The organism is Pseudomonas sp. RT6P73 (assembly GCF_054897715.1).
Genome location: NZ_JBUBUV010000002.1, coordinates 3,803,210 through 3,815,410 on the forward strand (window position 1 = coordinate 3,803,210; position 12,201 = coordinate 3,815,410).

14 protein-coding genes are annotated in these 12,201 nt (G+C 61.7%); 11 read left to right on the forward strand and 3 right to left on the reverse strand.

Annotated elements, in window-relative coordinates; genetic code table 11:
* Position 1: 1 nt before the first annotated feature.
* On the forward strand, positions 2–1,189 hold the full coding sequence (locus ACYZT6_RS17835) for an acyl-CoA dehydrogenase family protein (protein WP_462028025.1): 1,188 nt from the start codon (positions 2–4) through the stop codon (positions 1,187–1,189).
* 24 nt (positions 1,190–1,213) lie between these two features.
* A complete protein-coding gene (locus ACYZT6_RS17840; protein WP_131060111.1) occupies positions 1,214–2,317 on the forward strand; it encodes a sigma-54 interaction domain-containing protein in 1,104 nt (367 codons plus the stop codon).
* 4 nt (positions 2,318–2,321) lie between these two features.
* On the opposite strand, the gene ACYZT6_RS17845 is transcribed toward ACYZT6_RS17840, so the two are convergent.
* On the reverse strand, positions 2,322–2,693 hold the full coding sequence (locus tag ACYZT6_RS17845) for an antibiotic biosynthesis monooxygenase (protein WP_462028026.1): 372 nt from the start codon (positions 2,691–2,693) through the stop codon (positions 2,322–2,324).
* A gap of 94 nt (positions 2,694–2,787) precedes the next feature.
* On the opposite strand from ACYZT6_RS17845, the gene soxR reads away from it, so the two are divergent.
* The 4 genes from soxR to ACYZT6_RS17865 all read left to right on the forward strand — a co-directional run bounded on the left by soxR (position 2,788) and on the right by ACYZT6_RS17865 (position 6,057).
* Positions 2,788–3,255 (forward strand): redox-sensitive transcriptional activator SoxR, encoded by a 468-nt coding sequence (soxR, locus tag ACYZT6_RS17850; RefSeq protein WP_462028027.1) that lies wholly within the window; start codon positions 2,788–2,790, stop codon positions 3,253–3,255.
* A gap of 270 nt (positions 3,256–3,525) precedes the next feature.
* Positions 3,526–3,984, forward strand: coding sequence for a VOC family protein (locus ACYZT6_RS17855; RefSeq protein ID WP_461953861.1), 459 nt, complete (start codon positions 3,526–3,528; stop codon positions 3,982–3,984).
* 228 nt (positions 3,985–4,212) lie between these two features.
* Entirely contained in the window at positions 4,213–5,088 is an 876-nt protein-coding gene (locus ACYZT6_RS17860) for an alpha/beta fold hydrolase (protein WP_462028028.1), read from the forward strand.
* An 18-nt stretch (positions 5,089–5,106) separates the two neighbouring features.
* Entirely contained in the window at positions 5,107–6,057 is a 951-nt protein-coding gene (locus ACYZT6_RS17865) for a LysR substrate-binding domain-containing protein (RefSeq protein WP_462028029.1), read from the forward strand.
* A 96-nt stretch (positions 6,058–6,153) separates the two neighbouring features.
* Here ACYZT6_RS17865 and leuD read toward each other — a convergent pair whose 3' ends face one another.
* Both leuD and leuC read right to left on the reverse strand, forming a co-directional pair.
* The gene (leuD, locus tag ACYZT6_RS17870; RefSeq protein WP_462028030.1) at positions 6,154–6,768 is read right to left on the reverse strand and encodes a 3-isopropylmalate dehydratase small subunit; all 615 of its coding nucleotides are present in this window, start codon (positions 6,766–6,768) and stop codon (positions 6,154–6,156) included.
* Positions 6,765–8,186: a 3-isopropylmalate dehydratase large subunit gene (gene leuC / locus ACYZT6_RS17875; RefSeq protein ID WP_462028031.1), complete on the reverse strand. Its 1,422-nt coding sequence runs from the start codon at positions 8,184–8,186 to the stop codon at positions 6,765–6,767. Before leuC ends, leuD begins: the two co-directional genes overlap by 4 nt.
* 425 nt (positions 8,187–8,611) lie before the next feature.
* Here leuC and ACYZT6_RS17880 point away from each other — a divergent pair, with 425 nt between their 5' ends.
* From ACYZT6_RS17880 to ACYZT6_RS17900, 5 genes are read left to right on the forward strand one after another with little or no spacing between them, the layout of a single operon-like run.
* Positions 8,612–9,805 carry a PepSY-associated TM helix domain-containing protein gene (locus tag ACYZT6_RS17880; protein ID WP_462028032.1) on the forward strand — a complete coding sequence of 398 codons (1,194 nt, stop codon included), beginning with the start codon at positions 8,612–8,614 and terminating at the stop codon, positions 9,803–9,805.
* Positions 9,802–10,344: a thiamine pyrophosphate-binding protein gene (locus ACYZT6_RS17885; protein WP_462028033.1), complete on the forward strand. Its 543-nt coding sequence runs from the start codon at positions 9,802–9,804 to the stop codon at positions 10,342–10,344. Before ACYZT6_RS17880 ends, ACYZT6_RS17885 begins: the two co-directional genes overlap by 4 nt.
* The gene (locus ACYZT6_RS17890; RefSeq protein WP_462028034.1) at positions 10,341–10,664 is read left to right on the forward strand and encodes a hypothetical protein; all 324 of its coding nucleotides are present in this window, start codon (positions 10,341–10,343) and stop codon (positions 10,662–10,664) included. Before ACYZT6_RS17885 ends, ACYZT6_RS17890 begins: the two co-directional genes overlap by 4 nt.
* Positions 10,661–11,233 carry a DUF6162 family protein gene (locus ACYZT6_RS17895; protein WP_462028035.1) on the forward strand — a complete coding sequence of 191 codons (573 nt, stop codon included), beginning with the start codon at positions 10,661–10,663 and terminating at the stop codon, positions 11,231–11,233. The genes ACYZT6_RS17890 and ACYZT6_RS17895 overlap by 4 nt, the downstream gene beginning before the upstream one ends.
* A gap of 35 nt (positions 11,234–11,268) precedes the next feature.
* Entirely contained in the window at positions 11,269–12,195 is a 927-nt protein-coding gene (locus ACYZT6_RS17900; protein WP_462028036.1) for a metal ABC transporter substrate-binding protein, read from the forward strand.
* The last annotated feature ends 6 nt before the right edge of the window (positions 12,196–12,201 follow it).

The window sequence follows — 12,201 nt, forward strand, 5'->3', positions numbered from 1 at the left end:
CGTGACTGCCAAGCCGCAAAGCGCACTGTTATCCCCGTTGCAGACCGCCCGCCAATTGGCCGCCGGGTTTGCCCTGACCGCCGTCGAGCGCGACGAGCGCGGCGGTACGCCCAAGGCCGAACGTGACGCGCTGCGCCACAGCGGTCTGCTCGCGTTAAGCATTCCTGTCCAGTACGGCGGCCTCGGCGCCAGTTGGAGTGACACCCTGGGCATCGTGCGCGAGTTCGCCAAGGTCGACAGTTCGATCGCCCATGTCTTCGGCTTCCATCACCTGATGCTCGCCACCGTGCGCCTGTTCGCCAAGCCCGAGCAGTGGCAACCGTGGTTTGAACAAACCGCGCGCAAGAACTGGTTCTGGGGCAACGCCCTCAACCCGCTGGACACCCGCACCGTGGTGAAAAACCTCGGTGGCTGGCGCGAGTTTTCCGGCAAGAAAAGTTTCTGCTCCGGTGCCAGCGACTCGGAAATGCTGATCGCCTCGGCCGTTGACGAAAGTGCCGGCGGCAAATTGTTGATCGCCGCCATCCCCAGCGGTCGCAGCGGCATCACCCTGCACAATGACTGGAACAACATGGGCCAGCGCCAGACCGACAGCGGCAGCGCGACGTTCGAGCGAGTACGAGTCGAGGAATCGGAACTTCTGCTCGATCCGGGTCCGCTGAGCACACCGTTTGCCTGCCTGCGGCCGTTGATTGCCCAACTGACCTTTACCCACATGTTCCTCGGCATTGCCGAAGGTGCTTTCGAAGAAGCGCGGCATTACACGCTCACCGAAACCCGTCCGTGGCACAAATCCAGCGCGCAGGATGTACGTCAGGATCCGTATGTACTCGGCCATTACGGCGAATTCTGGGTCGCCCTCGAAGGCGTTCGACTGCTGGTGGAACGTGCCGCCGAGTTGCTCGACAAGGCGTGGGCCAAAGGCCCGAATCTCAGCGCCGAAGAACGCGGACAGCTCGCCACCGCCATCGCCACCGCCAAAGTCGCCTCAACACGCAATGGCCTGGAAATCTGTAGTCGTTTGTTTGAAGTCACCGGAGCGCGCTCGACCCATGCCTCCCTGCGACTGGACCGACACTGGCGCAACCTGCGCACGCAGACCCTGCACGACCCGATGGATTACAAACTCCATGAACTGGGTGACTGGGCGCTGAACCAGTCCCTGCCGATCCCGACTTTCTATTCATAGCCTTCTATTCAGGGAGCCTGCCTGATGCAACTGCTGACCTTACCGCCCTCGCCCGCTCTGGCCACTTCGATCCGCGCGACCGCGCAGGTGTTCGAAGACCCTAAATCCCAGGCCTTGCTCGCCCACATTCAACAAGTCGCGCCGAGTGAAGCCAGCGTGCTGATCATCGGTGAAACCGGCACCGGCAAGGAGCTGGTGGCCCGACATATCCATAACCTCAGCGCCCGGCGCAACCGACCGTTCGTGGCGGTGAACTGCGGCGCGTTCTCCGAATCCCTGGTCGAGGCCGAGTTGTTCGGCCACGAAAAAGGGGCTTTTACCGGCGCCTTGAGCGCCAAGGCCGGCTGGTTCGAAGAGGCCGATGGCGGCACGTTGTTCCTTGACGAGATCGGCGATTTGCCGATGGCGATTCAAGTCAAGTTGCTGCGCGTGCTGCAAGAGCGTGAAGTGGTGCGCCTCGGTTCGCGCAAGAGCATTCCCATCGACGTGCGGGTGCTGGCGGCGACCAACGTGCAACTGGAAAAAGCCATCAACGCCGGGCATTTTCGCGAGGACTTGTACTACCGCCTCGACGTGGTCAGCCTGGAACTGAGCCCGCTGCGCGACCGTCCCGGCGACATCCTGCCGCTGACCCGACATTTCGTCGAAGCCTACAGCCAGCGCCTGGGTTACGGCACCATCACCATCAGCAAAGAGGCTGAACTGAAACTGCGCAGCTACAGCTGGCCGGGCAACATCCGTGAACTGGAAAACGTGATTCACCACACCCTGCTGATCTGCCGCAACGGCGTGATCGAACGCGATGACCTGCGTTTGTCGAACATGCGTATCGAGCGTCAGGACGATCACCACAGCAACGTCGACGACTCACCGGAAGCCTTGCTCGACCGGGCCTTTCAAAAGCTCTTCGAAGAACAGGCCGGTGCGCTCCACGAGAAAGTCGAAGACGCCTTGTTGCGAGCGGCTTATCGCTTCAGCCATTACAACCAGGTGCACACCGCCGCCCTGCTGGGCTTGAGCCGCAACGTCACGCGCACGCGGCTGATCAAGATCGGCGAACTGGCAGTGAACAAACGCCGGCCCACGGAAAACGTTCAGGGTGAGCGCTTGATGCAGTTGTCGATCTAAGCGCTTACCCCTGATGCACCAGATTGCAGTGCAGCGCATCGTCGTGGCTGCGTTCCAGACTGTGCAGCACCTGGAACGAGCCGAACGTCACGGTCTTCGCCTGATGGGCGCGAATCAGCTGCCAGAAATCCTGCTCGCCGCTTTCAAAGCTCTGAAACGCGGCCTCCCCCGCCTCGCGAGTTTGCCATTGCAGGTAATTGAGCACCCGCCGGCCGTCGTCGCTGGCCTGGATGCTCGCACTCAAGAACCCGCTATAGCCTTGGGCCAGACGTTCAGTCTGCGTTGATAATGCCGACACCAACGCGGGCTGCTGATGGGGTTCGATCTCGAATTCGATCAATTGGGTGAAGCTGCGATTTTTCTCTGGCGCTTGCATGAAGAATCCCCACTGACGTGAAAGCCGGACCTTGCGATCCGAAGGCCTGCAGGGTAAAACCTCAAGTTAACTAGAGGTCAAGAGGCATTTTTAAATGATCACCTCGGAACATCTGCACAAGGAACTCACCGTCGGCCAATTGGCAGCGCGCAGCGGCGTGGCGGTCACGGCGCTGCACTTTTATGAATCCAAGGGGTTGATCAAAAGCAATCGCAATCAGGGCAACCAGCGCCGCTATCCACGGGAAGTGTTGCGGCGGGTGGCGTTGATCAAAGTGGCACAGCGGTTGGGGATTCCGTTGGCGGAGATCGGTGAGGCGCTGAAAGCCTTGCCGGATAACCGCGCGCCGACGGCGACGGACTGGAAGGTGTTGTCGGCGCAGTGGAGTCGGGATCTGGATGAGCGGATCAACCAGCTCGTGCTGCTGCGCGATCGGCTCAATGGCTGCATCGGGTGTGGGTGTTTGTCGATGGAGGCGTGTCCGTTGCGTAATTTTGGCGATGTGCTGGGGGAACAGGGGTCGGGAGCGCAGCTGCTTGAATCGGGGACAGATCCGAAATAGCGGTGCGGCCTTCGCGGGCAAGCCACGCTCCCACAGGTTTTTGTGTTGTTCGCAATTTTTATAAACGACACAAAACCTGTGGGAGCGTGGCTTGCCCGGGAAGGCGTCCTCATGGTCAACAGAAGCTTAGTACCCTGCGCGGTTGATGGCTGAACAGTGGCGCTGCTGCTCGTCGGGCACTCGGTTGGGCAAAAGGCGCTGACCTATAGTTATCCGACCGGAAATCGGCGAAGGAACACCTTCAACTCACAACAACAAGGGAGCACCGCCATGAGCGTCAAACCCATTCCAGAGGGTTATCACAGCATCACACCCTATCTGGGCATTCAGAAAGCGGCCGAAGCCATCGAGTTCTACAAGAAAGCCTTTGGCGCCACCGAAGTCATGCGCCTGTCGATGCCTGATGGCAGCATTGGCCACGCCGAACTGCGCATCGGCGATTGCCCGATCATGCTGGGTACGCCTTGCGATCAGGGGCCGTTGAGCAATCCCGACACGTCGCCCTCCGTGGGGCTACACCTGTATGTGAATGATGTGGACAAGTCTTATAAACAGGCGATTGCAGCGGGCGGCACGGTGGTGTCCGAGGTCAAGGATCAGTTTTATGGCGACCGCTCGGGGACGCTGAAAGATCCCTATGGGCATTTGTGGTTTCTGGCTACGCGCAAGGAGGATTTGACTCAGGAACAGATTGAGCAGCGGGCGAAGGAGATGTTTCAGCAGGGTTGAGTCCTTCGGTGTCTGAGCGGGCCTCTTCGCGGGCAAGCCCGCTCCCACAGGTTTTGTGTTGTTCCTGATATTTGCGAACGACACAAAACCCTGTGGGAGCGGGCTTGCCCGCGAAGAGGCCCTGACAGGCACCGCACACACTTCATGAACAAGCGCACCACGCTTCGCATCTTGTCCCCGGCGCGCAACACTTTCAGGATGCAGGCAACTACAACAAGGACTCGCCCCATGTTCGCCGGATTCCTGAAAGACCAGCGCCACGTCAACGGTGTGGACATTGCCTACCGCATCGGCGGCAGCGGGCCGGGCCTGCTGTTGCTGCACGGTCACCCGCAGACCCACGTCATCTGGCACAAGGTCGCCGAACAACTGGCCGAGCATTTCACCGTGGTCGCCGCCGACTTGCGCGGTTACGGTGACAGCGGCAAACCACCGGCCAATGATCACCATACCCACTACTCCAAACGTGAAATGGCGCGCGACTCCGTCGAGCTGATGAAGTCCCTGGGGTTCGAACAGTTCTCGGTACTGGCCCACGACCGTGGTGCTCGCGTGGCCCATCGTTTGGCACTGGATCACCCCGATACCGTGCAACGCATGGTGCTGCTGGACATCGCCCCGACCCTGTCGATGTATGCGCAAACCAACGAAGCCTTTGCCCGCGCCTATTGGCACTGGTTCTTCTTGATCCGTCCGGCACCGCTGCCGGAAACCCTGATCGAAGCCGACCCCGAAGCCTATCTGCGCAGCGTGATGGGCAGTCGCAGCGCCGGGCTCAAACCGTTCACGCCCGAGGCCTTCGGCGAATACCTGCGCTGCCTGAAACTGCCGGGCACCGCACGCGGCATCTGCGAGGACTACCGCGCCAGCGCCAGCATCGATCTGGAACATGACCGCGCCGATATCAAGGCCGGTCATTATCTGCACCTGCCGTTGCTGGTCCTGTGGGGCGCCGAAGGGACGGTCGGGCGCTGTTTCGCGCCGCTCAAGGAATGGCAACACGTCGCCACCGACGTCCGTGGCAAAGCCCTGCCCGCCGGCCATTACATCGCCGAAGAAGCCCCCGAACTGCTGCTCGCCGAAGTGCTGGGTTTCCTGCGCTGATCGCTGCGTCTCGCTGCTATGCTGGCGGCTAATGCCGCCAGTGTTCGTTCTGCCATGACCACCAAGAAAGACACCGTGCCCCTACCCGAAGACCTGCGTGTACTCCTCACCGTGATCCGCAAGAGCGGTTTTGCCGCCGCTGCCGATGAGCTGGGCCTGTCGCCCGCCTATGTCAGCAAGCGCATCCAGATTCTCGAAACCACCCTCGGCACCCGTCTGCTCCATCGCACCAGTCGCCGCATCGCCCTGACCGAGGACGGTGAACGGGTCCAGCGCTGGGCGCTGCGCATTCTCGATGACTTCCAGCAACTGCACGACGAACTCTCCGACGCCCACGACAGCCCTCGCGGGCGCCTGCATTTGTGCACGAGTTTCGGCTTCGGCCGCATTCATGTGGCGCCGGCCCTCTCGTTATTGGCCGAGCGCTACCCGGACCTGGAGATTCGCCTCGACCTGTTCGATCGGGTGGTGGACATCGTCAGTGAAGGCTTTGATCTGGAGATCCGTGTCGGCGATGACATTCCCGGCCAGCACATTGGCCGGCAGTTGGTGAGTAATCGGCGGGTGCTGTGCGCGGCCCCGGCCTATCTGCAACGCCGGGGCACGCCGAAACTGCTGAGCGATCTGGAGCAACACGACTGCCTGGTGCTCAAGGAGCGCGACAACGCGTTCGGCGTCTGGAACCTGGAACGCGATGGCATTCTGGAGAGCGTGCGGGTCAGTGGGCCGTTGTCGTCCAACAGCGGGGAGATTGTCCTGCAGTGGGCCCTGGATGGGCGCGGGGTGTTGCTGCGCTCGTTGTGGGATGTGAAGCCGTTGCTGGAACAAGGGCGACTGGTGCAGTTGCTGCCCGAATACACCCAGAGCGCCAACGTCTGGGCGGTGTACCCGACGCGGCTGGCGTATTCGGGGAAGCTGCGGGCGTGTGTGGAGTTTTTGCAGGAGCATTTCAAAGGGTTGTCGGTTTGATTGGTTGTGTCAGGGCGGGCCCCTTCGCGGGCAAGCCTCGCTCCTACAGGGTCAGCGGTGATCCTGTAGGAGCGAGGCTTGCCCGCGAAGGCGATTTCAGCTCAGCCAAGGGTTGGCGGCTAGGTGATTGCGTTCGAAGGTTTTGATTTGCTCGCTGCGCTGCAGGGTGCTGCCGATGGCGTCGAGGCCGAGGAGCAAAGCGGTTTTGCGCAAGGTGTCGATCTCGAACGGGATGAAACGACCGTCGTAGAGCCGAATCTCTTGAGCTTCCAGATCAACATTGATCAGCGCGCTGTCCGGCTCACTGAACACTTGCCCAAGCCGCTGTAGCACCGCCTCATCGAGAGTAATCAGCAACACCCCATTGCGCTGGCAGTTGTCATAGAAAATCCCGGCAAAGCTACTGCCGATCAGCGCCCGAATCCCCATCTGCTTCAAGCCCCACACCGCATGCTCGCGGCTCGACCCGCAGCCAAAGTTCGGCCCGACCACCATGAAACTTGCGCCCTGCCATGCCGGTTTGTTCAGCACAAACTCAGGATTAAGCGACCCATCCGGCAAGAACCGCAGGTCAAAAAACAAACCACGATCCAGCCCAGCGCGGTCGATGCCCTTGAGAAACTGCTTGGGCATGATCACGTCGGTGTCGATATTGGCCGCGAGCATCGGTGCGGCCTTGCCGGTGACCTGAGTAAAGGGTTGCAAGCTCATGCGCGGTCTCCAAAGTGACGGATGTCGGTCAAGCGGCCGGTGATCGCCGCGGCGGCGACCATGGCCGGGCTCATCAGGTGCGTGCGTGCGCCCGCGCCCTGACGGCCTTCGAAATTGCGGTTGGTGCTGGAGGCGCAGCGGTCGCCCGGCGCCAACACGTCGTCGTTCATCGCCAGGCACATCGAGCAGCCGGACTGCCGCCACTCGAACCCGGCCTCGATAAAGATCGCCGCCAGGCCTTCGGCTTCAGCCTGATTTCGCACTTCGGTGGAGCCCGGCACGATCATCGCCCGCACGTGCCCGGCGACGTGTTTGCCCCGCACCACGCTGGCGGCATCGCGCAGGTCCTCGATGCGCGCGTTGGTGCAGGAGCCGATAAAGGCGTGGCTGATGACGATGTCGCTGAGCGGCATACCCGCTTCGAGGCCCATGTAATTCAGGGCACGGCGCATGTCCTGACGCAGGATCAGGTCGCTGATGTCTTGCGGGTCTGGCACGCACGCGCCGATTGGGGAGGCCTGGTCCGGGCTGGTGCCCCACGTCACCATCGGTTCCAGGGTGCTGGCGTCCACCCGAACTTCACGGTCGAAATGCGCGTCCGCGTCGCTGTGCAAGGCGCGCCATTTCTCGACCGCTTGCTCCCACAACTCGCCTTTGGGTGCGCGGGGTTTGCCCTTGAGGTAGGCGAAGACTTTCTCGTCCGGGGCCATGAATGCGCCTCGCGCCCCGGCCTCGACGGCCATATTGCAGATGGTCATGCGCGCTTCGACACTCAAGGCATCGATGGTCGAACCGCAAAACTCGATGGCGTACCCGGTAGCGCCCGACGCGCCGATCTGGCCGATCAGCGCCATGATCACGTCTTTGGACGTCAGCCTCGGCGCCAACTCGCCATCCACCGTCACGCGCATGCTTTTCAGGCGTTTGTAGACCAGGGTCTGGGACGCCAGCAGGTGCTCGATTTCCGAAGTGCCGATGCCGAAACCGAACGCACCGAGGGCGCCATAGGTGGTGGTGTGGCTGTCGCCAGCGGCGATCACCATGCCCGGCAGAATGAAGCCCTGCTCCGGCGCAATAACGTGTTCGATGCCTTGCCGTTTATTGAGGATGTCGAGCAACTCGATACCGAAGTCCCGACAGTTTTCCGCCAGGTACGACACTTGCCGCGCGCCACCGGGGTCCGGCATCGCGGCAACGCGCACCGGGGCGGTGGGGTTGACGTGATCGACCACCGCCAACGCGGTTCCGGCACGCCAGACCCCGCGCTTGGCCTCGCGTAATCCGCTGAATGCCTGGGGGCTGGTGTATTCGTTGATGACCTGGCGATCGATGTACAACAGGACGTGGCCCTGGTCATCGAGGCGACACACCGTGTGGGAATCGATGTGTTTGTCATAGAGGGTTCTTGCTGGCGTCATGGAGGGGCTCGCTCAGGCTCGCGGGTGAAAGGCGTCTGAGCTCCATCTTAGGGAGTGGGCCATCGCCATCAATGGCCGGACAGTGATCCCGTGAACCATGGTTCGTGTTGGATCGGTACACCCGCTGCCCCACGTGCATACAAATCCCCTGTAGGAGTGAGCCTGCTCGCGATAGCGGTGGTTCAGCCAACATCAACGTGACTGACACACCGCTATCGCGAGCAGGCTCACTCCTACAGGGGTTATGGGTTGGCGGGAACGCGAAACATTTACTTTCATATGCCGCTTCGGGATTTCCGATCCTCATCCGTCCTATATAGATGCAGTCAGTCCGCGTAGGCAAAAGCCAAGGGCCGGCCTTTCATGGACCTCATCGCTGGGAAGCCCGCAGCAGAGGCCCTCTCATCGATACAAGACCTTTAATCATGTCGAAGAAATCCCGCTCAAAACTCTGGTTTCTGGTCCATAGCTGGCTGGCATTGCCGATCTGGTTTTTCGTGCTGATCGTCTGTGTCACCGGCACGCTGGCGGTGGTCAGTCAGGAAATCGTCTGGCTGGCCAACCCGCAAATGCGCGCCAGCCAACCCACGGACGATGCGCCGCTGCTCAGTTATGACCAGATCATCGCCGCCATCAAGAAGGCGGAACCGAACACGCTGGTCGAGGCCATCAGCCGGCCCGACGAGTCGCACTTCGCGCTCGATGTCAGTGTCAGCTACCCCGATGGTCGCTCGTTGACGGTATACGTCAACCCGTACACCGGCGTGATTCAGGGCACCGCGCCGCAATTCAATTTTCAGGCCTTCACCCGTGCATTGCATGGCTGGTGGCTGGTGCCGTTCACCAACGGTTACAGCTGGGGCTGGTACCTGGTGTCGTTCCTGAGCCTGCCCTTGCTGGCGTCGCTGGTGACCGGGCTGGTGGTCTATAAACGTTTCTGGAAGGGTTTCTTGCGACCGACGTTGCGCATCCGTCATGGCGCGCGGATTTTCTGGGGCGACTTTCACCGCCTCAGCGGCATCTGGTCGATCTGGTTCATCGCGGTGATTTCGATCACCAGCACCTGGTTCCTGATTCAAGCCTTCCTGTTCGATAACCAGGTGTCGATTTCCACCGCGCCCGTGACGCTCGTGGTCCCGCGTGAGAGCGTGCCGGTGAGCACCGATGGCTCGCCCGCGCCGATGATCAGTCTGGAAGCCGCGATTGCGCAGGCCAAGGAACGCATCCCCGGCCTGGAAGACAGCTTCGTCAGCATGCCCGCCAATGCCTACAGCTACCTGACGGTGGGCGGTCGCAGTTGGTATCCCTTGATGTTCCAGACCGCCGAGATCAACCCCTACACCGGCGATATCGCCGCCACCCGCCTGCTGTCGGACCGTTCCGGCCTGGAGTTGGTGACCGAATCCATGCGGCCGTTGCACACCGGTGATTTCGGCGGCATCTGGATCAAGCTGATCTGGTTCTTCTTCGGTTGGATCCTGAGCATGATGGTGCTCAGCGGCCTGCTGATCTGGACCAAGCGCACCGCCCTGGCCACGGCCAACGCCCTCAAGCGCAAAGACAAACGCCCGCGCACCGCCGCCGTCACAAGCCGTGAAACCACGGAGGTCAGCCAATGAGCCTGTTCGCCGCCGACAAACCGGCCTCGAAACTAAGCCGCTTCTGGCACAAATGGCGCTTCCACATCAACGTCCTGCTGTTGCTGGTGCCGCTGGGGTTCATGCCCAAGTACTTCGCCGACGCGGCACTGTTTCGCGGCGACACCGGCCTCGGCGAGCGAGAAATCGGTGAAGTGAAGGTCGGGCCCTGGAGCCTGCGCCTCGCCGAATTGCGCAACGAACCACCGACCCTCGATGGCCCGGCCGGCTACATGAAGAACTTCAACGCCGCGCTGTGCGACAGCTGTCGAGATCAGGTCAAGGCGACGTACCTGCGCATCGGCAAACCCCGCAGCCTGCGCGCCGCCGGGGTGATTTTCTTCGGCACGCCGTACCGCATGGGCGCCATGCTGCCGATCCCGGACAAGACCAAAGCCGACGCCGAACTGTGGATCACCATGGAAGGCTGGGACGGCGCGATGCATCAAGCGTCGATCCCGCTGAGCCAGGCATCCCCCGCCACCCTCGCGTGGCTGAACAAACAAGGAGGCAAACCATGACGCTACGTTCTCTAAACGCGGCTTTGCTGGTGTTCTGCGCCGGTTTCAGCGCCAGCGCCCTGGCCCACAACCCGATGTGCGAATGCAAAGCCATCGACGCCGAACAAATCCAGTGCACGGGCGGCTTCTCCGACGGCAGTGGCGCGCCGGGGGTGACGCTGGACGTGATCGGCTACGACGAAACTATCCTCGTGCCGGGCAAGCTCGGCGCCGATTCGACCCTGACCTTCAAGAAGCCCGGTGCCGAATTCTACGTGCTGTTCGACGCCGGCCCCGGCCACGTTGTCGAGATCGACCAAGCGGACATCGAAGCCCCATGAGTACGCCTACAACGCACGTCGTCCGCCCGGCCGGTGCCGGCCATGAAACCCTGTATGTGTTGCTGTTGTGCCTGATGATCCTGGCGGTGGCCGGTTCGGTGGTTGCCTGGCGCCATGAGTCCCAGGAAGTCAGCAGCGTTAACAGCCATCAACTGGATGCCCGTCGTGATCTGAGCGCATCCGAGCAAGGGATCTACGCCGACCTGCGGGTGACGCTGGACGAGATTCATCTGCTGCGCCAGGAACAACAGGCGCTGCCGACACCGGCAACGCTTGCCGATGAAGGCTTTGCACCGTTTGCCCAGGACGCCAGTTCCGTCAGCCGTGGCGGCCATGCGTGGCAGTTGCTCGACGCCAAGGCTTACTTCGGTCAGAGCCAGACGCCCGCCGTGGCCGGTTCGTTTCTGATGCGCCTGACTGCCAACGACGATGCGCCGGACGTCTGGCTCAACCGCGGCAAAGCCCTCGCGGCCCCGACTGATCTCACTGACGCCGCGCTCGAAAGCGCCGGCTGGCAGCAGATCGTCGCGCAATTCGATGCCGGCGTGACCCGCCAGCACCGGCACTGAACCCTCGCCTTCACCCGAGAGAAGACCGCTTTCCCATGCCTATTTCATCTCAACGCTCATTCCTGCGCCCGCTGCTGGTCGGCCTGCTTACCCTGCTGTTGACGCCACTGGCCAGCGCCGAGGAAGGCAAGCGCCTGCGCATCGGCATCACCCTGCACCCTTATTACAGCTACGTGGCCAACATCGTCGGTGACAAGGCCGAAGTGGTGCCGCTGATTCCGGCCGGTTTCAACCCGCACGCCTACGAGCCCCGCGCCGAGGACATCAAGCGCATCAGCGGGCTCGACGTGATCGTGCTCAACGGCGTCGGTCATGACGACTTCGCCGACCGCATGATTGCCGCCAGCGAAACGCCGAACGTCCCGGTCATCGAAGCCAACGAAAACGTGCCGCTGCTGGCCGCCACCGGTGTTGCCGCGCGCGGTGCCGGCAAGGTCGTGAACCCGCACACGTTCCTGTCGATCAGCGCCTCGATTGCCCAGGTCAACAACATCGCCCGTGAACTGGGCAAGCTCGACCCGGCCAATGCCAAGACCTACACCCAGAACGCCCGCGCCTATGGCAAACGCCTGCGGCAGATGCGCGCCGATGCCCTGGCGAAACTGACCCAGGCGCCGAACGCCGAACTGCGGGTGGCCACGGTTCACGCGGCCTATGACTACCTGCTGCGTGAATTCGGCCTGGAAGTGACGGCCGTGGTCGAGCCGGCCCACGGTATCGAGCCAAGCCCGAGCCAGTTGAAGAAGACTATTGATCAACTGCGGGAACTGGACGTGAAGGTGATCTTCTCGGAGATGGATTTCCCGTCCTCCTATGTCGACACCATCCAGCGTGAATCCGGGGTGAAGCTGTATCCGCTGTCGCACATTTCCTATGGTGAATACACCGCCGACAAGTATGAAAAGGAAATGACCGGCAACCTCAATACGGTGGTCCGGGCGATTCAGGAGTCGGGGAAATGACGGCTA